A 23,642-nucleotide genomic window follows, 5' to 3' on the forward strand; every position below is an offset into this window, starting at 1 on the left:
AATTCTCAGTTACGCGATTATTGAGTAATTGCCTGGCGCAGGCAACCCGCAACTGCTCGTCGGTGCGGCGCCGAGGATTGTGCCTACGTCAAAAGTAGATACAAATGAGTGCATTGCGCGGGAAGGCGCGGTACTTTTCCGACTTGGTCCGTCAGCTAGCACCGACGGCGGCTTACAGCACATGCCAGGCACAGGAGAGTTTCGTGCTGAATCGTTTGGGAATCCGCAGCCGCGTGTTGCTGCTGGCTTTGTTACCTGCCGGCTTGATGGCGTTGGTGCTCGGCAGCTATTTCACCTGGCTGCAGCAGAGCGAGCTGCAAACCCAATTGCTGCAACGCGGCAAAATGATCGCCGAAAACCTCGCCCCCTTGGTGGCACCGGCCCTGGTTAGCAACGACCCGGCTCAGTTGGAGCGTATCGCCGCCCAGGCCCTGGAGCAGGCGGATGTACGCGCGGTGGCGTTCCTCGGCCCGGATCGCAACAATCTGGCGCATGCCGGTCCCAGCATGCTCAACCAGGCACCGACAGGTGGCGGTACCGAGATGCTGCAGCGAACCGGTAGCGACGCCACCCGTTACCTGCTGCCAGTGTTCGGCCACCACCGCGACCTGGCAGGGGAACGCATCGCCAACGAAACCGATCGACTGCTGGGCTGGGTGGAAATCGAACTGTCCCACGACGGCACCCTGTTGCGCGGCTATCGCAGCCTGTTCACCAGCCTGCTGCTGATCTTCTGCGGCCTGGCTGCCACTGCGCTGCTGGCCTTGCGCATGAGTCGCACGATCAACGACCCCATCGGCCAGATAAAGCACGCCGTGACCCAACTCAAGGACGGCAACCTGGAAGAACGCCTGCCGGTCATGGGCAGTTATGAGATGGATGAGCTGGCTGCCGGTATCAACCGCATGGCCGAAACCCTGCACAACGCCCATGAAGAATTGCAACACAGCATCGACCAGGCCACCGAAGACGTACGCCAGAACCTGGAAACCATCGAGATCCAGAACATCGAGCTGGACATGGCGCGCAAGGAAGCCCTGGAGGCCAGCCGGATCAAGTCCGAGTTCCTCGCCAACATGAGCCATGAGATTCGTACGCCGCTCAATGGCATCCTCGGCTTTACCCATTTGCTGCAAAAAAGCGAGCTGACACCGCGCCAGCTCGACTACCTCGGTACCATTGAAAAGTCCGCCAGCAGCCTGCTCGGGATCATCAACGAGATCCTCGACTTCTCCAAGATCGAGGCCGGCAAGCTGGTGCTCGACAGCATTCCGTTCAACCTGCGCGACCTGATCCAGGACACCCTGACCATCCTCGCCCCCGCCGCCCATGCCAAGCAGCTGGAGCTGGTCAGCCTGGTCTATCGCGACACACCGCTGTCGCTGGTCGGTGACCCGCTGCGCCTGAAGCAGATCCTGACCAACCTGGTCAGCAACGCCATCAAGTTCACCCGCGAAGGCACCATCGTCACCCGGGCCATGCTCGAAGAAGAGCACGGCGACAGCGTACAACTGCGTATTTGCGTGCAGGACACCGGCATCGGCCTGTCGAACCAGGATGTCCGGGCGCTGTTTCAGGCCTTCAGCCAGGCTGACAACTCGTTGTCGCGCCAGCCGGGGGGGACCGGGCTGGGCCTGGTGATCTCCAAGCGCCTGATCGAGCAGATGGGCGGTGAAATCGGGGTCGACAGCACGCCGGGCGAAGGCTCGCAGTTCTGGGTCAGCCTGCGCCTGCCCAAGGCCCGTGACGACGCCGAGGACCTGCCGCTGCAATCCCTGGTGGAACGCCGGGTGGCGATTGTCGACGCCCATGAGCTGGCACGTCAGGCCCTGGAGCATCAACTGGAAGATTGCGGCCTGCAGGTTTCCACCTTCCATTCGATCGACCCGCTGCTGCATGCGGTGGCGGCGGCACGCATGGCCGGGGAACCCTTCACCCTGGCCGTCATGGGGGTCAACCTCGATAGTGTCTCGCCAGAACGCCTGGGCCAGTACATCCAGCAATTGCAGCGCCTGGACTGCCAGGCGCTGGTGTTGTGCCCGACCACCGAGCAGGCGCTGTACCACCCTTACCTGCCCAACGCCCATAGCCAGCTGCAAGCCAAACCAGCCTGCACGCGCAAATTGCGCCGGGCCTTGCTGGAGCTGGTTCAACCCCGGCGCGGCAGCAGCGAAGCCAAGGTCATCAGCAACCAGCCATTACCCAAAGTACTGTGTGTCGACGACAACCCGGCCAACCTGTTGCTGGTGCAGACCCTGCTCGAAGACATGGGTGCCGACGTATTGGCCGTCGACAGTGGCTATGCCGCCGTCCAGGCCGTGCAGAACGAGCATTTCGACCTGGTGCTGATGGACGTGCAGATGCCGGGCATGGACGGTCGCGAGTGCACCGAGCAGATCCGCCAGTGGGAAACCAGCCAGGGCGGCGCGCCGCTGCCGATCGTCGCCCTCACCGCCCATGCCATGGCCAATGAAAAGCGCGCCCTGTTGCACAGCGGCATGGACGATTACCTGACCAAACCGATCAGCGAGCGCCAGCTGGCCCAGGTGGTGCTCAAGTGGACCGGCCTGAACCTCAGTGCATCGCTCAACGAACGGGTGCAGGAACGCATTGCCGACAGCAGCGAACTCAAGGTCCTCGACCCGGAAGAAGGCTTGCGCCTGGCGGCGGGCAAACCCGACCTGGCCGCCGACATGCTGGCCATGCTCCTGGCGTCGCTGGAGGCCGACCGCGAAGCGATTCGCGCCGCCCGCGAGGCTGCCGACCGCAACGGCATGATCGAGCGTGTGCATCGCCTCAATGGTGCTTCACGCTACTGTGGCGTACCGCAGTTGCGCGCCGCCTGCCAGCGCAGCGAAACCCTGCTCAAACAGAATGACCCTGAAGCACCGCGAGCCCTGGACGAGCTGGACCGGGCCATCACCCGCCTCACCGCCCAGGCGCGCCTGAGCGCCTGACCTGAGGCAAGGTGATGGGCAGCCGCCGCGGTTAGACTTTCCCGCAATCGACTCAGGAAGATCCCATGCGCGTACTGTTTTTCAGCAGCCAGACCTACGATCAGGACAGCTTCAGCAATACCCCGGCGGACCACGGGCTGGAACTGCACTTCCAGCCCGCCCGCCTGAGCGAAGACACCGCCCCTCTGGCCAGCGGCCATGAGGTGGTCTGTGCCTTCATCAACGATGACCTCAGCGCCCCGGTGCTCAAGCGCCTTGCCGCAGGCGGAACGCGCCTGATCGCCCTGCGCTCGGCCGGCTACAACCATGTCGACCTTGCGGCAGCCAAAGACCTGGGCCTGGCCGTGGTGCGGGTACCGGCCTATTCGCCACATGCCGTGGCCGAACACGCGGTCGCACTGATCCTGGCCCTGAACCGCCGCCTGCACCGGGCCTACAACCGCACCCGCGAAGGCAATTTCAGCCTGCACGGGCTGACCGGCTTCGACCTTCACGGCAAAACCGTCGGGGTGGTCGGCACCGGCCAGATCGGCGCCGCCTTCGCCCGCATCATGGCCGGCTTCGGCTGCCAGCTGCTGGCGTACGACCCGTATCCCAATCCCGAGCTGCTGGCCCTCGGTGCCCGCTACCTGGAACTGCCAGAGCTGCTGCGCCAGGCCCAGATCATCAGCCTGCACTGCCCGTTGACCGAACAGACCCGCCACCTGATCAACCCGCAGAGCCTGGCGCAGCTGCAGCCGGGGGCGATGCTGATCAACACCGGCCGCGGCGCCCTGATCGACACTCCGGCGCTGATCGAGGCCCTGAAAGACGGCCAATTGGGCTACCTGGGCCTGGATGTCTATGAAGAAGAAGCCCAACTGTTCTTCGAGGACCGCTCTGACCTGCCGCTGCAGGATGACGTGCTGGCCCGCCTGCTGACCTTCCCCAACGTGATCGTCACCGCCCACCAGGCCTTCCTCACCCGTGAGGCGCTGGCGGCCATTGCCGCGACGACGCTGGACAACATTACCCGCTGGGCGGCAGGCAATCCGCAAAACTTGGTCGAGGGTTGATGCTAGGATACGCGGCAGATTTGGAGGACCCATGGTCGAACACGATTTCCGCTACAACCTGTTTAACCCGCAACACACCCTGATCGAGTGCCGCGCCCTGGTGCCGGGTCGCTATCAAGTGACCGGCAACGGCGGTTCGATCCAGAAGCATGATGTCCTGCTGGTGACCCTCAAGGGCAGCAAGGATTTGTCCATGCGCCTGACCGTGGAAACCGTACGCCACCTGATCAACCCGACCGGTCAATGGGTCGCGGTGGCCAGCGGCCCGGTGTTCGGTGAGCTGGCGATCCACACCTGGGAAGTCAATTGCGACAGCTGCCAGGCCAACCTGAGCTTCGAGTTCGCGGTCGATGCCAAGCTGGGCAAGAAAGCCCTGCAGCCTGCCGCTACCGCGCGCATTGCCGAGCTTGGCTGGAGCAGCCGTGGCGACAAGCACCTGTGCCCGAAATGCAAGGAGACGGCTCAGTGAAAAACCTGCTCCTCTCAGCTCTGACCGGCACCGCCCTGCTGGGTTGTGCGGCCGAGCCGATGAAGCTGGAACAAGAACGCAGCTACCTGCTGGAATGGATCGGTGAGCGTCCATTGATGGATTACAGCCACCTGACCCTGACCCTGGCGGAGGACGGCCGGGCCTATGGCAATGCGGGTTGCAACCACTGGTTCGCGCCTTACCAGCTCGACGGCGACAAACTCACCTTCGGCAAAGTCGGCAGCACCCGCAAACTGTGCGCGCCGGCCTTGATGGAGCAGGAAAAGCGTTTTCTCCAGGCCCTTGAGACTGTCCAGCGCTGGGATATCTCGCCGATCGAGCAGGTGCGTTTCTGGCCTGCCGAGGGCAAGCCGCTGCGCTTCTGGCCTGAAGAAGGCTGAAGTTTAATCGCCGGCAAGGCCGGCTCCCACAGTTGCAAGGTGTCAGTAATCTCTGTGGGAGCCGGCCTTGCCGGCAATGAAAGCGCTGCCGATCAAGCGCCTTTCAATGCCTTGATCTTCGCGTTCAAGCCCTCAAGCGTCTGCTCCCCCATCAACTGCTCACGTACCTTGCCCTTGTCATCGATGATGTAAGTCACCGGCAAGGCTTCGCTGCGCGGCAGTTCATAACGCTCGGCCGGGTCCTCGGCCAGCACGGTGAAACCGATACCCAGCGCCTCAGTGGCCTTTTTCAGCTCCTCGCCCTGCAGGCCATCGAAGTTCACGCCCAGCACCTTCACCCCTTGTGCCTGCCATTGCTTGGCCGCGGCATTGAGCTCCGGTATTTCGGTCCTGCACGGGCCACACCATTCAGCCCAGTAGTTGAGCACCAGCCAGTGCCCGTCGATCTGCTCGGCTTTCACGGTCTGGCCGTTCTGGTCCAGGCCATAATCTGCACCGCAACCGCCGAGCAACAGGCTCGCGGTGATGGCCAGTGCTGCTGCCAAACGTCTTGTCATGGGTCAATCCTTCTCGAAGATTCAAGCAAAATGCAAAGTCGCTGCGGTTAGAATAGCCGCCACACCCTGCTGGATGCGACCCGAACATGACTGACCTGACCCTCTATCACAATCCGCGCTGCTCCAAATCCCGCGGCGCGCTGGAACTGCTCGAAGCCCGTGGCCTGGCCCCGACCGTAGTGCGCTACCTGGAAACCCCGCCAGATGCCGCTACCCTCAGCGCCCTGCTCGGCAAGCTGGGCATCGGTGCGCGCCAACTGCTGCGCAGCGGTGAAGACGAATACAAGGACCTCAACCTGGCCGACCCGGCCCTGAGCGAGGCACAACTGATCGAAGCCATGGTCAAGCACCCGAAGCTGATCGAGCGCCCGATCCTGGTGGCCGGTGACAAAGCCGTGATCGGTCGCCCGCCAGAGAAGGTGCTGGAGATCCTGCCGTGAGCGCGCCTTACATCCTGATCCTGTTCTACAGCCGTCACGGCTCGACCAGCGAAATGGCCCGGCAGATTGCCCGCGGTGTCGAGATGGCCGGCCTGGAAGCGCGGATCCGCACGGTCCCGGCGATTTCCACCGAGTGCGAAGCGGTGGCCCCGGATATCCCGGATACCGGTGCGCTGTACGCCACCCTGGACGACCTGCGCCATTGCTCGGGCCTGGCCCTGGGCAGCCCGACGCGCTTCGGCAACATGGCCGCGCCGCTCAAGTACTTCATCGACGGCACCAGCAGCCTGTGGCTCAGCGGTGGCCTGGTCGGCAAGCCGGCTGCCGCCTTCACCTCCACCGCCAGCCTGCACGGCGGCCAGGAATCGACCCTGCTGTCGATGCTGCTGCCGTTGATGCACCACGGCATGCTGATCATGGGCCTGCCCTATAGCGAGTCGGCGTTGCTGGAAACCCGCGGTGGCGGCACGCCCTATGGCGCCAGCCATCACGCCGGGGCTGACGGCAAGCGCGACCTGGATGCCGACGAAATCACCCTGTGCCGCGCCCTGGGGCAACGCCTGGCGACTACCGCCAAACTGCTGGAGAACGGCCGTGGCTAAAAAGCCCAAGGTGCTGCCTTCGATCGACTGGCTGACGCCGCGCCTGCGCCTGGCCCGGGCATTGAGCCTAGCGAGCTTTTTCGGCCTGATCGCGCTGCTGACGATCAACAACCTGCTGTTCGCCGACCTGCACGGCGCACGCACCGGCGTGATCCTCGCGGTCGAGCTGGTGCCGCTGGCATTGTTGCTGCCGGGCATGTTGCTGGGCAACGCACGCGCCCATGCCTGGACCTGCTTCGTGGTCAACCTGTACTTCATCAAAGGGGTACTGGCCGCGTTCGACCCGGCACGGGCGCTGTTCGGCTGGCTGGAAGTGGCGATCAGCCTGGCGCTGTTCGTCAGTGCCTTGCTGTATGTGCGCTGGCGCTTTCAGTATGACCGGCGGTTGGCCGGGGAAGGCTCGAACTAGCCATTCAAGCTATCGCCGGCAAGGCCGGCTCCCACAGGTTTTGTGCCAGATTCAGAACTTGTGGGAGCTGGCCTTGCCAGCGATAGCAGCACCACCCATCTCAATGATTGACCGTGTGCGCCAGCATCACCGACAGCTGGCACAGCGGCCGACCACTTTCGGCATGCCACTGGTTGAACGCCGCCTGCACCAGCGCCAGGTCGCGCTGGCTGGTCGGCGGCTTGTCGATGATGTCCTGGGCGATCAGCGCCGCACTCATGTCATCGGTAGGGATGAAGGTGTCCTTGCCGACCATGCGCAGGAAGCGCGGCGCCGACAACCCGCCCAACTGGTTGCCATGCTTGGCCAGGTACTTCCACAGGCCAACGATATCGGTCACCGGCCAGTCAGCGATCAGGGCCCCGAAGCTGCCCTGCTCCTTTTCAACATCAAGGATCATCTGCGCGTTGCGCGGCACGCTCTTGAGCTTGCCCAGGTGGCGGATGATCCGCGTGTCCTGCATCAGCCGCTCGAGGTGCTCGGCGCCCATCAGCACGACCTTGTGCGGGTCGAAGCCGAAGAACACTTCTTCAAAGGCCGGCCACTTGGCATCCACCAGACTGTGCTTGAGCCCGGCGCGAAACACCCGCAAGGCCAGGGTCGACAGGTAACGGTCGGCGCCGATCGCGCGCAACTGCTCGGCGCTTTTCGCCTGGGGCAGGTGCGCTTCCAGCGCCGCAGCAGAGCCGAAGCGGTTCAGGCAGTACTCATGCAGCCATTGATAGTCACGCATGCCGGTCAGATGTTCAGCACGTCGAGAAAACGTGGCGGTGCGGTGTCGTCGATCTTGAGGTTGACGAAGTCGAACAGGTTGCGGTCAGCCAGCTGCGACGGCACCACGTTCTGCAGGCCGCGGAAGATGCTCTCGGTACGACCCGGGGTTTTGCGCTCCCACTCCACCAGCATGTCCTTGACCACCTGACGCTGCAGGTTTTCCTGCGAGCCGCAGAGGTTGCACGGAATGATCGGGAACTCTTTCAGGTCCGAATAGGCCTGGATGTCCTTCTCGCTGCAGTAGGCCAGCGGGCGGATCACCACGTTACGGCCATCATCGGCACGCAGTTTCGGCGGCATGGCCTTGAGGGTGCCGTTGAAGAACATGTTGAGGAAGAAGGTCTCGACGATGTCGTCGCGGTGATGCCCCAGGGCCATCTTGGTTGCGCCGATCTCGTCGGCGAAGGTGTACAGGGTGCCGCGACGCAGGCGCGAGCACAGCGAGCAGGTGGTCTTGCCTTCCGGGACCAGCTCCTTGACCACCGAGTAGGTGTCTTTCTCGACGATGTGGTACTCGACGCCCAGGCTCTTGAGGTAGGCCGGCAATACGTGCTCGGGGAAGCCCGGCTGCTTCTGGTCCATGTTCACCGCGACGATCTCGAACTTGATCGGCGCCACTTTCTGCAGGTACAGCAGAACATCGAGCATGGTGTAGCTGTCTTTGCCGCCGGACAGGCAGACCATGACCTTGTCACCGTCTTCGATCATGTTGAAGTCGGTGATGGCTTCGCCGGCGAGACGACGCAGGCGTTTTTGCAGTTTGTTCTGGTTGACCGAAAGGGTGCCCATAGCGCTTGGAATCCGCGAGGTGTGACAAAAGCGGCATATTTTACGCACAAACCGCCGCCAGGCGTAGGCCAATCCGATAAAGACTGCAAGGTGATTAGCCGGCGCGCTGACAGCGCGATTTGCTCTAAAAAGCCGGCTTTAAGCGGCTGACTCCTTCCTATACTGCGACATAAGGCCACAGCAACCGTGACCTCGATCCTCTGGCCCCTATCACTTGGGGTCGCAAGCGCTCCTCTGGGGGGCGATGGCAACAACGGAAGGAGTGACTGGCATGATCCATCACGTTCTGGGGCTGTTTACCCATCCTGACCAAGAATGGAAAGAGATCCGTGGCGAGGAAGAAAGCATCAGCCACATGTACCTGACCCACACCCTGATACTGGCGGCGATCCCTGCCGTCTCAGCGTTTATCGGCACTACCCAGGTCGGCTGGGTCATCGGCGATCGCGCCCCGGTCATGCTGACCCATGAAAGCGCGTTGTGGATGACCATCATGTCGTACCTGGCCATGCTCGCCGGGGTCGCAGTAATGGGCGCGTTCATTCACTGGATGGCGCGCACCTACGACGCCAACCCGAGCATGGCCCGCTGCATCGCGTTTGCCACCTACACCGCAACGCCGCTGTTCGTTGGCGGCCTGGCGGCGCTCTACCCCCACCTGTGGCTGGGGATGATCGTCGGCACGGCAGCCGTGTGCTACACGGTCTATCTGCTCTATGTCGGCCTGCCGACCTTCATGAACATACCTTCCGATGAAGGCTTCCTGTTCTCGAGCTCGGTACTGGCGGTCGGCCTGGTGGTGCTGGTAGCCATCATGGCCTTCACCGTGATCGTTTGGGGACTAGGCGTGGGGCCTGTCTATACCAACTAGAATCATCTATTAGAAATACCGCAACATAGGCGCAGTAACCATCAGGCCGCCGCAAAGGCGGCCTGATGCTGTGCGCTGACAGGTGGCTCGGCAGTGCAGCGGTGGTTGCGGCATAATTGTCGGCCAGGAGTGTTCCCCGATATGCCCGAACTGCTCAAATCCCGCGTCGAAACCTGTTATCAGCAAGCCGAAACCTTTTTCAAGCGCCCCTTCCTTCGCCCTGAGGTCAGCTTCAAGCTGCGCGGGCAAAAGGCCGGTGTCGCCCATCTGCATGAAAACCTGTTGCGCTTCAACCTGCAGCTGTATCGCGAAAACAGCGAAGACTTCCTGCGACAGACCGTGGCCCACGAAGTTGCCCACCTGGTAGCCCACCAATTGTTTGGCGACCGTATCCAGCCACATGGCGAGGAGTGGCAACTGATCATGCGCGGGGTTTATGAACTGCCGCCTAACCGTTGCCATAACTATGAAGTCAAACGCCGTACGGTGACGCGGTATATCTATCGCTGCCCTTGTGCTGGCAGCGACTTCCCGTTCTCGGCCCAGCGCCACAGCCTGGTGCGCCAGGGGCGGCGGTATCTGTGCCGGCGCTGCCGAAGCACCCTGGTGTATAGCGGGGAAACGCGGGTGGAGTGACAAACGCATCGCGGGGCAAGCCCGCTCCCACAGTGATGGTGAACACCCTGTGGGAACGGGCTTGCCCCGCGAAATGCACAAAAAAAAGCCCATCCGAAGATGGGCTTTTTCATTAACGGGCAGGACCTTCAGCCACACCCAGGTCATCCATCGGGCGGGTATCAACCAGCGGCGAACCACCGGAAGCCAGCTCGGTCTGCAGCTTGTCTTCGTCCAGCTCGTTGACCCACTTGGCAACCACCACGGTGGCCACGGCATTACCGATCAGGTTGGTCAGGGCACGGGCTTCGGACATGAAGCGGTCGATACCGAGGATCAGCGCCAGGCCGGCAACCGGCAGATGGCCGACGGCGGACAGGGTGGCGGCGAGGACAATGAAGCCCGAACCGGTAACGCCAGCAGCACCTTTGGAAGCCACCAGCAGCACCAGCAGCAGGGTGATCTGATGGGTGATGTCCATGGTGGTGTCGGTAGCCTGGGCGATGAACACCGCGGCCATGGTCAGGTAGATCGAGGTACCGTCGAGGTTGAACGAGTAGCCGGTCGGGATCACCAGGCCTACAACGGATTTCTTCGCCCCCAGACGCTCCATCTTGGCCAGCATGCGTGGCAGGGCCGACTCCGAAGACGAAGTACCCAGCACGATCATCAGTTCTTCACGGATGTAGCGGATCAGCTTGAGCACGCTGAAACCGTGAGCGCGGGCGATACCACCGAGCACCACGAGGATGAACAGCACGCAGGTGACATAGAAGCAGGCCATCAGGTAGCCCAGCTGTACCAGCGAACCCACACCGTACTGGCCGATGGTGAAGGCCATGGCACCGAAGGCACCGACCGGCGCCAGCTTCATGATCATGTTGATGATGTTGAACATGACATGGGCGAAACGGTCGATCAGGTCCAGCAGCGGCTTGCCGTAGGCACCCAGGCGATGCAGGGCGAAGCCGAAGATCACCGAGAACATCAGCACTTGCAGGATGTCGCCGTTGGCGAACGCGCCGACCACGGTGTTAGGGATGATATTGAGCAGGAAGCCAACGGTGGTCTGCTGCGCGCCGGCGGCGGCATAAGCGGCCACGCTGCTGGCGTTCAGGGTGCTGACGTCGATATGCATGCCGGCGCCAGGCTTGACCACGTTGACCACGACCAGGCCGATGATCAGGGCAATGGTCGAGACGATTTCGAAATAGAGCAGCGCGTAGCCACCGGTCTTGCCCACCGACTTCATGCTTTGCATGCCAGCGATGCCGCTGACCACGGTGCAGAAGATGATCGGGGCAATAACCATCTTGATCAGTTTGACGAAGCCGTCACCCAGCGGTTTCAGGGCAACGCCGGTCTCAGGGTAGAAGTGGCCCAGCAGGATACCGATGGTGATCGCTACTAACACCTGGATATACAGCGATTTGTACAGTGGCTGACGCGTCGTCATGGCTAATTCCTCAAGGGTATCGGGCTCATCCTTCCCAGGATGCGAGCGGTACCTAAAGCGCGAACCCTCCTGCACTGGAGGGATTTGTTGTGTCGAGCTGCCTGGCAGAACTCTGTCAGGTCAATAGCAAGCCCGATGCCAAAATGCGCTTTATCGGTGCAAGTCCCGTGTTTGCTGGGGTTTGTTGCACAGCGAGGCAGCAAAAGTGCCGAGCGAATTGGCGGATTTCCGCCCGACACCTTTTGCAAAAGGATAACGATGGCGGTAATCCGCCCGAAGGGATAGGAACTCAGTCCAGGCTGAAGCGGATACGAAATGCCGCGCCACCCAGCGGTGAATCGTCCAGGGTCAGGCTGGCGTCGTAGCTTTCGATGATGTCCTTGACCACCGCCAGGCCGATGCCCTGCCCCGGGTTCTGCCGGTCCAGGCGTTCGCCGCGCTGCAGGATGCGCTCGCGTTGGTCCGGGGGTACGCCAGGACCGTCGTCCTCGACACACAACTCAACCTCTGATGGCCCGCTACGCAGGCTGATATGCACCTGACTCAGACACAGACGGTAGGCGTTCTCCAGGAGGTTGCCGAGCAGTTCGAGCAAGGCGCCCTGCTCCATGGGCACTACCGCGTGTTCAGGGATATCCAGGCTGATCTTCACCTGCTTGTCGCGGTAGACCTTGGCCAGGGTGCTGCACAGGCTTTCAAGCAACGGCTGCAAGGCCACCTGGTGACGCACCAGACCACTCTTGCGCAGGCTGGCGCGTTGCAGCTGGTAGTCGATCTGCTGGCTCATGCGTTCGATCTGGCTTTGTAATATCCGCGCCTGCTCACGATCCTCACGACGCTGGCCCATGCTTTCACTGACCCCTTGCAGCACCGCCAACGGGGTTTTCAGGCTATGGGCCAGGTCGCCCAGTGAGTCACGGTAGCGTTGACGCTGCTCGCGCTCGCTGCGCAGCAGGCGGTTCAGCGAACCGGTCAGGCGCAGCAGTTCACGGGGATGTTCCCCGCTGAGCCCGTCACGCGCTCCGGACTCGACATCATCCAGTTCGTGGCTCAACTGACGCAACGAGCGCAGCCCCCAGGTCAGGCCGGCCCAGAGCAGCACCAGCAAGGCCAGCAACGCCGCGCCAAAGCCCAGATACAGGCGTTCGCGCAGGCCGTCGAGGGTGTGCTGGTATTCGCGCACCGGCTGCAGGGCAACAATACTGAAGGCCGCCGTCTTGCCGCCAAGCAGCTTGACCTCAACGTCATAGACGAAGAACTCCTCGCCATCGGCCTGGCGGATCCGCGCGAACTCGTTGCCACGCCCGTCATAACGCGGGGTGTAGTTGATGTTTTCATCGGCCGTCGCCCGCGAACGCCAGACCAGATTGCCCTGGCGATCGTAGATGTAGCCGAGCAGACGGCTGTCGGGCAGGTTGTATTTTTCATCAGGCAGCAGCGCCGGCATCTGCAACTGGTTGTGCTCGATGCGCGCGGCAGAAATCAGTGTGGTGACGTCCGAGGCCAGGCGCTTTTCGATCGACTCCTGCAAGGCCAGGCTGAAGGCCTTCTGCAAGGCCGGCAACAGGCCGAGCATGAACAACAGGGCCAGCAGCGCCGCTGCCAGCATCAGGCGCACGCGTAGCGAACGAATCATCGGCAGCGCTCGGTGAACAGATAGCCCAGGCCACGCACGGTATCGATCGGCTTGAAGCCGTTGTTGCCTTCCAGCTTGCGCCGCAGACGACCGACCAGCACCTCGATCACATTCGGATCACGCTCGTCGTCATCGGGGTAGAGCTGCTCCATCAGACGGTCCTTGGCCACTACCTGCTGGTGATGGCGCATCAGGTACTCGAGGATGCGGTATTCATAGGCGGTCAGCGCCAGCGGCTGATCATCGAGGGTTGCCTGTTTGCGGTTGAGGTCCAGCAGCAACGGGCCTGCCGCTATGGTCGACTGGACGAAGCCACTGGAACGACGCAACAAGGCATTGAGGCGGGCCTCCAGCTCTTCGAACTGGAACGGTTTGACCACGTAGTCGTCAGCCCCGGCGGCCAGGCCTTCGACCTTGTCCTGCCAGTTGCCGCGCGCGGTGAGGATCAGGATCGGAAAGCTCTTGCCCTGGGAGCGCAATTGCCGGATCAGATCCAGGCCGCTGATGCCGGGCAGGCCCAGGTCGATCACCGCCAGGTCATGGTTGAACTGCTCGGCCTGGTACAAGGCCTCCTCGGCGTTGGGTACCGCTTCAACCACATGCCCGCTCTCGGTCAGGCGACTGTGCAAGTGATGACGCAACAGGGCTTCATCCTCAACCACCAGCAGTTTCATAGGTTCCTCCCTACCCGTGCCGGCGCGCGTGGCTCCGGCGAAATACTCAGCCCATGCAGAATAACAGCGAACCGGCCATGCACCTGCAGGCCGGTTCGAACATCTTCATCGCAGGATCAGAAGGCGTAGTTGGCCGACAGGTAGGTTTGCGCGCTGCTGTCCAGGCGCAGGGTGCCGACTTTCGGACCGCCATGTTCGGCAAGCTCAGTGCTGGCATTGCTGCGCAGGTAACGGTAGCCCAGTTCGACCGAGGCGTTGTCGGTGACCTGTTGCAGCAGGCCGGCTTGCAGGCCGATGGCATAACCGGTGTCGGTGTCGCGGCTGTAACCGGACGACTCCTGGCTGAGCTTGGTCAGACCGGCGCTGGCTCCGCCGAACAGCTTGGTGCTGTTGCCCAGCGGGTAGAACAGGTCGTAGCTGCCCAGCAGGTTTTCCTGACGCACTTTCAGGCCGCTATGGTCGTTGGAGACGTTGTCGTAGGTGAGGTAGTAGCGGCCCTGATCGTTCATCTGGCCGACGCGCACGCCCCAGGTTCCGTCCTTGCTGATAATGCCGTCGGTGTTCAGGTGATCGGTGTTGCTGCTCAGCAAGCCGGATTTTTTGATCTTGTCGCTGGTCTGGCCATAGGTGACACCGGCGAAGGTTGTGTCGGCGGCCTGGGCTGCAGCACTGGCGCCGAAAAAGGCGACGGCGAGGAACAGGGTGTTGAGCGCTTTCATAAGGTTTACTCCTGGCTGATATGCCGTTCTGGTGTTGGAGCCAGAGTAAGCAAACCCTCCTGAACGACCGCTGAACCCTGCCTGAACCTCGGCTGAACAGCTGTGCTGGCAAGCCCTCGACAGCCACGGCACAATAGCGGCCATGAACCGACTCCCCTCCTGCTGCGCCCCGTTGCTGCACCATTGGCCCCTGCCCCGCCCGGTCGCCGGTGCGGTACTGGTCAGTTGCCCCTTCGACCCGGCGCTGCTGGCCAGCGACGACTTCGCCCGCGCCGGCATCGAGCAGACGCCGAGCCTGCAACGCTCGGTGGCCAAGCGCCAGGCCGAGTACCTGGCTGGCCGGGTGTGCGCGCGGGCGGCCTTGCAGCGCCTGGAGGGTTGCGACTACGTGCCAGGTACCCACGAGGACCGCTCGCCGATCTGGCCGGCCGGCATCAGTGGCTCGATCACCCACGGCAAAGGCTGGGCTGCCGCAGTGGTGGCGCGCAGCAGCGATTGCCAGGGATTGGGACTGGACCAGGAAAGCCTGCTCAGTGACGAACGCGCCGAGCGCCTGGCCCGGGAGATCCTCACCGCAGACGAACTGCAGCGGATGGATGCCAGTCAGACTGGCTTGACCGTCACCCTGACCTTTTCCCTCAAGGAGAGCCTGTTCAAGGCGCTCTACCCGATCGTCCAGCAGCGTTTCTACTTTGAACACGCCGAAGTGCTGGCGTGGTCGGCCGATGGCCATGCCCGCCTGCGCCTGCTGACCGACCTGTCGGCGCAGTGGCACAAAGGAAAGGAAATCGAGGGACAGTTCAGCCTGCAGGATGACCAGTTGCTGAGCCTGGTCAGCGTCTGAAGCGCTTCAAGCCAGCAACGGACAGTGCTCGCAGTGCCCGACCCAGTCCACTTTGTAACTCAGGCAGCAGGTGCGGCGACGCCGTCTGCCCGCAGCATCCACACTGACGGCGGCAAACAGCGGGCTGTCAGCCGAGGTGAGCAAACAGCCTAAACCGTGGCCATCACCCTCGCTGCGTTGCAGTGCTTGATCCAGGCAGTCCCCGGCATTGCCCCAGAGCACCGCGGGCGCTACTGCGCCCAGCGCCGCCAGACGCAACACCATGGGTTGCAGGTGATGCTCCAGCGCTGCTTCAAGCCCTTCACAACACGCCCCCTGTGCTCCCACGGCGAGCGGCAGGCCACGGCTGTCCAGGCTCACCTCGGTGGCGTCGAAAACTGGCAGCACGTTACCGCCAAGCAGCGACTGCCAGAGCACCGCGAAGTAGTACTTGGACCACTGCGACACCAGCACCGCACGCTGCGCCGGCATCAACTCGGGGCCATACAGGTCTAGCAGCAAGGATTCGAAGCGAGCCGGTTGCAACAGCTGGTCCAGAGGCAACCAGGCACTCATGCCGCGTCCTGCTGACGCGGCCAGCTCAGACTGAAGCGCGCACCACCCAGGCGCTCGCTGTGCCCGACCGACGCCCGGCCTTTGTGCCAATAGATGATCCGACGCACAATCGACAAGCCCAGGCCATGCCCGCCGGAAGCGCGGGTACGGCTGTCATCGAGGCGGGTGAAGGGGGTGAAAATCCGGTCCCAGACACTTTCCGGCACGCCCGGGCCGTCGTCTTCGACATCGATCCGGCAACGCTGCGACCCGAGCTGGTAACTGAGGCTGACCTGCGACTCGGCATGGCGCATGGCATTGCTCACCAGGTTCTGTAACGCCCGGTGCAGGTAACGCGGCTCGGCTTCCACCCAGGCCCCCTGCCCTTCCGCTTCCTCTGGGCCCTGGCACGGTCCGCGCACGACCCTGACGTCACTGCGCAGCGGCGCCAGCTCGGCGATTACCTGATCCAGCAGGGCATCCAGGTCGACGCGCTGAAAATGCAAGGCCGGAGCGCCCTGCTCAAGGCGGGCGTAAGTGAGCATCTCGTCAACCAGCTTGTCCAGCTCCTGGATATCGCCGTCCATGCCACTCAAATACTTGTCCCGGGCCTGGTCGTCGCGCGCACTGGCGATCATTTCCAGACCGAAGCGCAGACGCGCCACCGGTGTACGCAATTCGTGGGAAACCGCGCGTACCAGCTCGCGCTGGATGGTCAGCGAGCGCTGCAGGTGTTCAGCCATACCATTGAAGGCCGCGGCCAGGCGCCCGACCGAGTCGGCATCATCGGCGGCCACGCGGGTTTCCAGGCTGCCTTGGGCAATACGCGTAGCGGCGGTTTCGAGATCGGACAGACGCCGCTCCAGCTGACGCACCAATAAATAGACGATCAGGCCAATCAGGCACAAACCGAGCACGGCAATCAGTGCCAGCAGTTGTGGCGGGTAGGGATTCATCTGGTACAGCGGGCCGATCTCCAGCGCCCAGGGGGTGCCGACCATCCCGGCAACGACGCGGATCGAGTCACCATCCTTGCCCAGGGTCATCACCGTGTCGCCTTCATCGACACGGCGGCGCTGGTCCACGTCCATGTCGGTCTGTTCCAGACGCCGCAGGCTCAGGTCGAAACCGAATCCCTTGCTTTGCTTGATCTCGGCCAGGCGCCGCGGCTGCTCGCCAATCGGGTAGCGCACCAGCTCATCGGCCAGCAGGTAAATGGTTGCCCGCGCCAGTTGCTCGCTGATCTGCTCGACCTCACCGGTCAGCAGCAGATTCTCGGTACCGACCTGGCGCATGACCTTGGCCGCATGCGGGCCGGTCTTCTCCACCAGCACCTGGCCACGCTGCAACTGACTGCGCTGACCACCGTCGATACCGGCCTGCGCCAGGGTCTGCAGCTTCAGCGGTATACCCAGCAAGCGCTCCCAGATCAGCAGGGTGCGCTTGCGTTCGACCTCGCCCAGCGGTACCAGGTTGTCGGCCATCAGGGTGAACGTGCCGTGGGCCAGGCGCTCGCGGTACTGGCCGGCACGCACCTCGTTGAGCAGGTGCACACTGAGCACCCCGAGCACAGCCACCAGCACCAGCGCGGCGAGCATGCCGCCATAGATCCGCAGGAAAATCGAGTTCATCGCACCTGGCCCATGGCCTCGGCCGCCTCGCGCACGAACAGGTAGCCTTTGCTGCGGATGGTCTTGATCATCCGCGGGTGCTCGGGGTCGTCGCCGATTCGCGGGCGAATTCTGGAAATACGCACATCAATGGAGCGGTCCTGGCCGTCATAGCCCACGCCGCGCAACGAGGTGAAGATCTCCTCACGGGACAGGATGCGTCCGGCGTTACTGACCAACAGCCAGAGCAGGTCGAACTCAGCACTGGTCAGCTCGATACCTTCATCGCGCAGCCAGGCTTCGCGCAGGCTGTTGTCCACCCGTAGAGGCCCGAACTGCAGGCACTGCGCAGGCTCATTTTCAGCAGCCGGCTCACTGCGCCGCAGCAAGGCATTGATACGCGCCAGCAGCAGGCGTGGGCGCACCGGTTTGCACACATAGTCATCCGCGCCCATGTCCAGGCCCTGAACCTGGTCCAGGTCATCGCTGCGGGCGGTGAGCATGAGGATCGGGCCGGTAAATTGCTGGCGAACCTTGCGGCAGATACTAAAGCCGTCTTCGCCGGGCAACATCAAATCGAGAACTACCAGGTCCGGTTGCTCGGCAATGATCCGCGCCGCCGCCTTGGCTCCGTCACCTTCGACCTCGACGTCAAAACCGTTGGCCTGCAGGTACTCTCGGGTCAGATCGGCCAAACGCTGGTCATCCTCGACGATCAACACCTGACTGCGCTGCTGCTCCACGGCTCACCTCGACGGCTTGTTGTTATTAAAGAGTGCCCTGGCAACGGCTTCACCAAAAGGCAACATCGGCCCCGGATACTACGTCGGGCACCGACGCCTGCCAACCGTCACCACGAGCGGCAAAAAACCACGGGGCGGATTGCTCGGAAGGCTATCGGAATTGTGGTAGGGTGCGCGCCCGAAAATATCCGCCGGGATAACCGCAGTCAGTGAAAAAAAGGGTGACGGACGGTCATCTGGCGCTAAGACACGGCCTACAAGGCGTTAGCCAAAATCACTCACAAACTACTCACAAGTTATCCACAGACCACCACCTTGCAATACCCCCAAGACCGCATTATCTTGTATCCCTATCGAAACAAAACACTACATCTTGGGTTTTGAACAGATTCCCAAGCACAAGTCGAGCAAGAAACTCAAGCCCTGATTCAGTGCTTTTTTGCTTGAACTTTAGAAACATTCAGCAGCCAAACCGCTCCTGCGGAGGCGTCCGTTGCAAACCCTCGGAGGGTGTTGTTTCGGGTACGGGTGTTGCAAGCCATAGGCACACCGTACAGCAACAGTTTTGAGTCGTGGATTCAGAACCTTTGACTTCGGCCAGGGAGCGGCAAGAAATTGCCCCTTATTTTCCTGATCTGTCCCGAAGTGAGTATGCCCGACCTGTTCGGCATGCCGGAGCGTCGCGTTCCCGCGTGTCATCAGCGTCGGTTGTTGGGCTTTCGGACGGAACGGCGGGTGCCCACAAGGCGCCTAAACAAACATAGAGAACGTGGAGACACCCATGCAAACCGACACAACTCGCGAGAACCCGCAGGCCAAGGCGCCGCAGGCCGCTGATTCGAACCAGGATCTGGCTGCTACCGCCCCAGGCCAACTGCGTGTGATCAAGCGCAATGGCACTGTCGTCGCCTACACCGACGACAAGATCACCGTGGCCATCACCAAGGCGTTCCTCGCAGTTGAAGGCGGCACCGCCGCTGCCTCGTCGCGTATCCATGACACCGTTGCCCGTCTGACCGAACAGGTTACCGCGACCTTCAAGCGTCGCATGCCATCGGGCGGCACCATCCACATCGAAGAAATCCAGGACCAGGTCGAACTGGCCCTGATGCGTGCCGGCGAGCAGAAAGTTGCCCGCGACTACGTGATCTACCGTGACCAGCGCGCCAAAGAGCGTGCTACCCGCGTTCACGCCGAAGACGCCAACGTACAGCCGCACCCGAGCATCCGCATCACTCTGGCCGACGGCAGCTTCGCGCCACTGGACATGAACCGCCTGAACACCATCATCACCGAGGCCTGCGAAGGCCTGGCCGAAGTCGATGGCGACCTGATCCAGCGCGAAACCCTGAAGAACCTCTATGACGGCGTCGCCATCAAAGACGTCAACACCGCTCTGGTAATGACCGCCCGTACCCTGGTCGAGCGCGAGCCGAACTACTCGTTCGTCACCGCCCGCCTGCTGATGGACACCCTGCGTGCCGAAGGCCTGGGCTTCCTCGGTGTGGCCGACAGCGCCACTCACCACGAGATGGCCGAGCTGTACGCCAAGGCCCTGCCGGCCTACGTTGCCAAAGGCGTCGAGTTCGAACTGCTGAACCCTGCCCTGGCCGACTTCGACCTGGAAAAACTGGGCAAGGCGATCAACCACGAGCGTGACCAGCAGTTCACCTACCTGGGCCTGCAGACCCTCTACGACCGCTACTTCATCCACAAGGATGGCGTGCGCTTCGAGCTGCCTCAGGTGTTCTTCATGCGTGTGGCCATGGGCCTGGCGCTGGAAGAGAAAAACAAAGAAGCCCGTGCGATCGAGTTCTACAACCTGCTGTCGTCCTTCGACTACATGGCTTCGACCCCGACCCTGTTCAACGCCGGTACCCTGCGTCCACAGCTGTCGAGCTGCTACCTGACCACCGTGCCGGACGACCTGTCGGGCATCTACCACGCGATCCACGACAACGCCATGCTGTCGAAATTCGCCGGTGGCCTGGGCAACGACTGGACCCCTGTGCGTGCACTGGGCTCCTACATCAAGGGCACCAACGGTAAATCCCAGGGCGTCGTACCTTTCCTGAAAGTGGTCAACGACACCGCCGTAGCGGTCAACCAGGGCGGCAAGCGCAAAGGCGCTGTCTGTGCCTACCTGGAAACCTGGCACCTGGACATCGAAGAATTCATCGAACTGCGCAAGAACACCGGTGATGACCGTCGTCGTACCCACGACATGAACACCGCCAACTGGATCCCTGACCTGTTCATGAAGCGCGTCTTCGATGACGGCAAGTGGACCCTGTTCTCGCCGAACGAAGTACCTGATCTGCACGACCTGACCGGCAAGGCCTTCGAAGAGCGCTACGAGTACTACGAAGCCCTGACCGAGTACAACAAGATCAAGGTGTTCAAGACCATCCAGGCCAAAGACCTGTGGCGCAAAATGCTCTCGATGCTGTTCGAGACCGGCCACCCGTGGCTGACCTTCAAGGATCCGTGCAACCTGCGTTCGCCGCAGCAGCACGTTGGCGTGGTCCACAGCTCGAACCTGTGCACCGAGATCACCCTGAACACCAACAAGGACGAGATCGCGGTCTGCAACCTGGGCTCGATCAACCTGCCGAACCACATCGTCGACGGCAAGCTGGACACCGCCAAGCTGCAACGCACCGTGAACACCGCCGTGCGCATGCTCGACAACGTGATCGACATCAACTACTACTCGGTGCCGCAAGCGCGTAACTCGAACTTCAAGCACCGTCCGGTCGGTCTGGGCATCATGGGCTTCCAGGACGCTCTGTACCTGCAGCACATCCCTTACGGCTCCGACGCTGCCGTCGAGTTCGCCGACAAGTCGATGGAAGCGGTCAGCTACTTCGCCATCCAGGCCTCCTGTGACCTGGCTGACGAGCGCGGCGCCTACGAGACCTTCCAGGGTTCGCTGTGGTCCAAAGGCATCCTGCCGCTGGATTCGCAACAGATCCTGATCGAAGCCCGTGGCCAGAAGTACATCGATGTCGACCTGAACGAAACCCTGGACTGGGCACCAGTACGTGCTCGCGTACAGAAAGGTATTCGTAACTCGAACATCATGGCCATCGCGCCGACCGCGACCATCGCCAACATCACTGGCGTATCGCAGTCGATCGAGCCGACCTACCAGAACCTGTACGTGAAATCGAACCTCTCGGGCGAATTCACCGTGATCAACCCGTACCTGGTTCGCGACCTCAAGGCCCGTGGCCTGTGGGACCCGGTCATGATCAACGACCTGAAGTACTACGACGGTTCGGTACAGCAGATCGAGCGCATCCCGCAGGAACTCAAAGACCTGTACGCCACCGCGTTCGAAGTGGAAACCAAGTGGATCGTCGACGCCGCCAGCCGCCGTCAGAAGTGGATCGACCAGGCCCAGTCGCTGAACCTGTACATCGCCGGCGCTTCGGGCAAGAAGCTTGACGTGACCTACCGCATGGCCTGGTACCGTGGTCTGAAAACCACCTACTACCTCCGTGCCCTGGCTGCGACCAGCACCGAGAAGTCGACCATCAACACCGGCAAACTCAACGCCGTCTCCAGCGGTGGCGACAGCGCGCCGATCCAGGCAGCGGGCCCTGCGCCAGTGCCGAAGGCTTGCGCCATCGACGAGCCGGATTGCGAAGCCTGCCAATAAGAGGCTGAAGGCTGGCCAGCTCTCCTGTGGGAGCTGGCCTTGCCAGCGATGGGCGGCCCCGCCGCCCTGCCCTTGGCAACAAGACAAATAGACCCTGGGTCCTTGTGCCCAAGACCTGCCGAGGAGCCCCGCTCCCGGAAGCATTCCAAGTTTTTGCGTGCACAGCAGTACCTAACCGCAAGCATCGCAACCAAGATCCACCGGCCATACTGAACATGGCCCTCAAGCAGGAGACCCACCATGCTGAGCTGGGACGAATTCGATAAAGACGAAGGCGAAGAAGCCGCCAAAGGCGCAACCGCCACTCAAGCCGCTGCCGCAGGCATCGACAAGCTGGACAACGCCGGCGGTGTTGCTGCTCTGGAAGCGCGTGCCGTAACTGCCGATGACTCCGAAGCCGTCAAGCGCGCCAAGGCTGCCCTGGACCAACTCGACATCGCCGAAGGCCTGGCTGAGCTGGAAGGTTCCGCTGCCCGTGTCGCCGTTGACGAAAAGCGCATGATCAACTGCCGCGCCGACCTCAACCAGCTGGTGCCGTTCAAGTACGACTGGGCCTGGCAGAAGTACCTGGACGGTTGCGCCAACCACTGGATGCCGCAAGAGGTCAACATGACCGCGGACATCGCCCTGTGGAAAAACCCGGAAGGCCTGACCGACGACGAGCGTCGCATCGTCATGCGCAACCTGGGCTTCTTCTCCACCGCCGACTCCCTGGTTGCCAACAACCTGGCCCTGGCCGTGTACCGTCTGATCACCAACCCGGAATGCCGCCAGTACATCCTGCGCCAGGCGTTCGAAGAGGCGATCCACACCCACGCCTACCAGTACTGCATCGAATCGCTGGGCATGGATGAAGGCGAGATCTTCAACATGTACCACGAGATCCCGTCGGTTGCGAAAAAAGCCGCCTGGGGCCTGAGCTACACCCGCGCGATCTCCGACCCGGAGTTCAACACCGGCACCGTCGAGACCGACAAAGAACTGCTGCGCAACCTGATCGCTTACTACTGCGTTCTGGAAGGCATCTTCTTCTACTGCGGCTTCACCCAGATCCTGTCGATGGGTCGCCGCAACAAGATGACCGGCGTTGCCGAGCAGTTCCAGTACATCCTGCGTGACGAGTCCATGCACCTGAACTTCGGTATCGACGTGATCAACCAGATCAAGATCGAAAACCCGCACCTGTGGGATGCCGAAATGAAGGAAGAAGCCTCGCAGATGATCCTGCAGGGCACCCAGCTGGAAATCGAATACGCACGCGACACCATGCCGCGCGGCGTACTGGGCATGAACGCCGCGATGATGGAGGACTACCTCAAGTTCATCGCCAACCGTCGCCTGTCGCAGATCGGTTTGAAGGAAGAGTACCCAGGGACCACCAACCCGTTCCCATGGATGAGCGAGATCATGGACTTGAAGAAGGAGAAGAACTTCTTTGAGACGCGAGTGATTGAGTATCAGACTGGTGGGGCGTTGAGCTGGGATTGATTTTCCGCTCGGGTTCTAAGAAAGGCTGCCGTAAGGCGGCCTTTTTTGTGGGAGTTGGGTTTGAAGATCAGGTCCTCGGGGGGGGGCGGGACACTTCATTCGTTTCTGGTAAAAATGATGCTTACCATCGGCAGTTATCGACCCCTAGCAGCCGTTGACCAAGGGCAAAAGTCGACCTCTATAGCAATCCGCCTCTTGGAAGAATACGGGTCGTTGTTTGACGATGTTGTTTTGAGCACCTAGCGTTCTTTCAGACATTCATTGGCCAGCCCCACAGGGAGAACCTATGGCGCTTG

The 23,642-nt window shown here is 61.9% G+C and carries 22 protein-coding genes; 12 read left to right on the forward strand and 10 right to left on the reverse strand.

The features are described from left to right. Window positions 1-203 precede the first annotated feature (203 nt). The 4 genes from AC07OF_RS13220 (at window position 204) to AC07OF_RS13235 (ending at window position 4,882) form a co-directional block, all read left to right on the forward strand. Entirely contained in the window at window positions 204-2,957 is a 2,754-nt protein-coding gene (locus AC07OF_RS13220; RefSeq protein ID WP_157191495.1) for a response regulator, read from the forward strand. Between the two features lie 65 nt (window positions 2,958-3,022). Beyond that, on the forward strand, window positions 3,023-4,012 hold the full coding sequence (locus tag AC07OF_RS13225; protein ID WP_157191493.1) for a 2-hydroxyacid dehydrogenase: 990 nt from the start codon (window positions 3,023-3,025) through the stop codon (window positions 4,010-4,012). 31 nt (window positions 4,013-4,043) lie between these two features. Beyond that, window positions 4,044-4,481, forward strand: a complete 438-nt coding sequence (locus tag AC07OF_RS13230; protein WP_038608081.1) for a hypothetical protein — start codon at window positions 4,044-4,046, stop codon at window positions 4,479-4,481. Beyond that, entirely contained in the window at window positions 4,478-4,882 is a 405-nt protein-coding gene (locus tag AC07OF_RS13235) for an META domain-containing protein (protein ID WP_400172883.1), read from the forward strand. Before AC07OF_RS13230 ends, AC07OF_RS13235 begins: the two co-directional genes overlap by 4 nt. A 92-nt stretch (window positions 4,883-4,974) precedes the next feature. On the opposite strand, the gene AC07OF_RS13240 is transcribed toward AC07OF_RS13235, so the two are convergent. Then, on the reverse strand, window positions 4,975-5,439 hold the full coding sequence (locus tag AC07OF_RS13240) for a peroxiredoxin family protein (RefSeq protein WP_157191489.1): 465 nt from the start codon (window positions 5,437-5,439) through the stop codon (window positions 4,975-4,977). 86 nt (window positions 5,440-5,525) lie between these two features. Here AC07OF_RS13240 and arsC point away from each other — a divergent pair, with 86 nt between their 5' ends. From arsC to AC07OF_RS13255, 3 genes are read left to right on the forward strand one after another with little or no spacing between them, the layout of a single operon-like run. Beyond that, on the forward strand, window positions 5,526-5,879 hold the full coding sequence (gene arsC, locus AC07OF_RS13245; protein WP_157191487.1) for an arsenate reductase (glutaredoxin): 354 nt from the start codon (window positions 5,526-5,528) through the stop codon (window positions 5,877-5,879). Next, entirely contained in the window at window positions 5,876-6,481 is a 606-nt protein-coding gene (gene wrbA, locus AC07OF_RS13250; protein WP_157191486.1) for an NAD(P)H:quinone oxidoreductase, read from the forward strand. The genes arsC and wrbA overlap by 4 nt, the downstream gene beginning before the upstream one ends. Further along, window positions 6,474-6,890, forward strand: a complete 417-nt coding sequence (locus tag AC07OF_RS13255; protein WP_157191484.1) for a DUF2069 domain-containing protein — start codon at window positions 6,474-6,476, stop codon at window positions 6,888-6,890. The genes wrbA and AC07OF_RS13255 overlap by 8 nt, the downstream gene beginning before the upstream one ends. Before the next feature lie 100 nt (window positions 6,891-6,990). Here the strand turns inward: AC07OF_RS13255 and AC07OF_RS13260 are convergent, their stop codons facing one another. Together AC07OF_RS13260 and ttcA are read right to left on the reverse strand one after the other, a co-directional pair. Beyond that, the gene (locus AC07OF_RS13260) at window positions 6,991-7,662 is read right to left on the reverse strand and encodes a DNA-3-methyladenine glycosylase I (protein WP_157191482.1); all 672 of its coding nucleotides are present in this window, start codon (window positions 7,660-7,662) and stop codon (window positions 6,991-6,993) included. A 5-nt stretch (window positions 7,663-7,667) separates the two neighbouring features. Continuing rightward, a complete protein-coding gene (gene ttcA / locus AC07OF_RS13265; protein ID WP_038608065.1) occupies window positions 7,668-8,492 on the reverse strand; it encodes a tRNA 2-thiocytidine(32) synthetase TtcA in 825 nt (274 codons plus the stop codon). Window positions 8,493-8,763: 271 nt separating this feature from the next. Here ttcA and AC07OF_RS13270 point away from each other — a divergent pair, with 271 nt between their 5' ends. Both AC07OF_RS13270 and AC07OF_RS13275 read left to right on the forward strand, forming a co-directional pair. After that, on the forward strand, window positions 8,764-9,363 hold the full coding sequence (locus AC07OF_RS13270) for a Yip1 family protein (RefSeq protein WP_038608063.1): 600 nt from the start codon (window positions 8,764-8,766) through the stop codon (window positions 9,361-9,363). Window positions 9,364-9,504: 141 nt separating this feature from the next. Continuing rightward, window positions 9,505-9,999, forward strand: a complete 495-nt coding sequence (locus AC07OF_RS13275) for a SprT family zinc-dependent metalloprotease (RefSeq protein WP_157191481.1) — start codon at window positions 9,505-9,507, stop codon at window positions 9,997-9,999. A 112-nt stretch (window positions 10,000-10,111) separates the two neighbouring features. On the opposite strand, the gene AC07OF_RS13280 is transcribed toward AC07OF_RS13275, so the two are convergent. The 4 genes from AC07OF_RS13280 to AC07OF_RS13295 form a co-directional block, all read right to left on the reverse strand. Further along, window positions 10,112-11,434: a dicarboxylate/amino acid:cation symporter gene (locus AC07OF_RS13280; RefSeq protein WP_157191479.1), complete on the reverse strand. Its 1,323-nt coding sequence runs from the start codon at window positions 11,432-11,434 to the stop codon at window positions 10,112-10,114. Window positions 11,435-11,723: 289 nt separating this feature from the next. Next, complete coding sequence (locus AC07OF_RS13285; RefSeq protein ID WP_157191477.1) at window positions 11,724-13,070, reverse strand: ATP-binding protein; 1,347 nt, start codon at window positions 13,068-13,070, stop codon at window positions 11,724-11,726. Further along, window positions 13,067-13,744, reverse strand: coding sequence for a response regulator (locus AC07OF_RS13290; protein WP_157191475.1), 678 nt, complete (start codon window positions 13,742-13,744; stop codon window positions 13,067-13,069). The genes AC07OF_RS13285 and AC07OF_RS13290 overlap by 4 nt, the downstream gene beginning before the upstream one ends. Window positions 13,745-13,860: 116 nt before the next feature. Beyond that, window positions 13,861-14,463, reverse strand: coding sequence for an outer membrane protein (locus tag AC07OF_RS13295; RefSeq protein WP_157191473.1), 603 nt, complete (start codon window positions 14,461-14,463; stop codon window positions 13,861-13,863). Window positions 14,464-14,605: 142 nt separating this feature from the next. Here AC07OF_RS13295 and AC07OF_RS13300 point away from each other — a divergent pair, with 142 nt between their 5' ends. Next, entirely contained in the window at window positions 14,606-15,307 is a 702-nt protein-coding gene (locus AC07OF_RS13300) for a 4'-phosphopantetheinyl transferase family protein (protein ID WP_157191472.1), read from the forward strand. Between the two features lie 6 nt (window positions 15,308-15,313). Here the strand turns inward: AC07OF_RS13300 and fhuF are convergent, their stop codons facing one another. The 3 genes from fhuF to AC07OF_RS13315 are packed head-to-tail and all read right to left on the reverse strand — an operon-like array spanning window position 15,314 to window position 18,194. Then, a complete protein-coding gene (gene fhuF / locus AC07OF_RS13305) occupies window positions 15,314-15,862 on the reverse strand; it encodes a siderophore-iron reductase FhuF (RefSeq protein WP_157191471.1) in 549 nt (182 codons plus the stop codon). Beyond that, window positions 15,859-17,472: an ATP-binding protein gene (locus AC07OF_RS13310; RefSeq protein WP_157191470.1), complete on the reverse strand. Its 1,614-nt coding sequence runs from the start codon at window positions 17,470-17,472 to the stop codon at window positions 15,859-15,861. Before AC07OF_RS13310 ends, fhuF begins: the two co-directional genes overlap by 4 nt. Continuing rightward, a complete protein-coding gene (locus AC07OF_RS13315) occupies window positions 17,469-18,194 on the reverse strand; it encodes a response regulator (protein WP_342624553.1) in 726 nt (241 codons plus the stop codon). Before AC07OF_RS13315 ends, AC07OF_RS13310 begins: the two co-directional genes overlap by 4 nt. Before the next feature lie 781 nt (window positions 18,195-18,975). Between AC07OF_RS13315 and AC07OF_RS13320 the strand changes: the two genes are divergently transcribed. Both AC07OF_RS13320 and AC07OF_RS13325 read left to right on the forward strand, forming a co-directional pair. Further along, window positions 18,976-21,858 carry a ribonucleoside-diphosphate reductase subunit alpha gene (locus AC07OF_RS13320; protein ID WP_191832836.1) on the forward strand — a complete coding sequence of 961 codons (2,883 nt, stop codon included), beginning with the start codon at window positions 18,976-18,978 and terminating at the stop codon, window positions 21,856-21,858. Window positions 21,859-22,098: 240 nt separating this feature from the next. After that, window positions 22,099-23,346, forward strand: coding sequence for a ribonucleotide-diphosphate reductase subunit beta (locus tag AC07OF_RS13325; protein ID WP_045187463.1), 1,248 nt, complete (start codon window positions 22,099-22,101; stop codon window positions 23,344-23,346). Window positions 23,347-23,642 lie beyond the last annotated feature (296 nt).

It is taken from the genome of Pseudomonas sp. GW821-FHT10B02 (assembly GCF_059415665.1).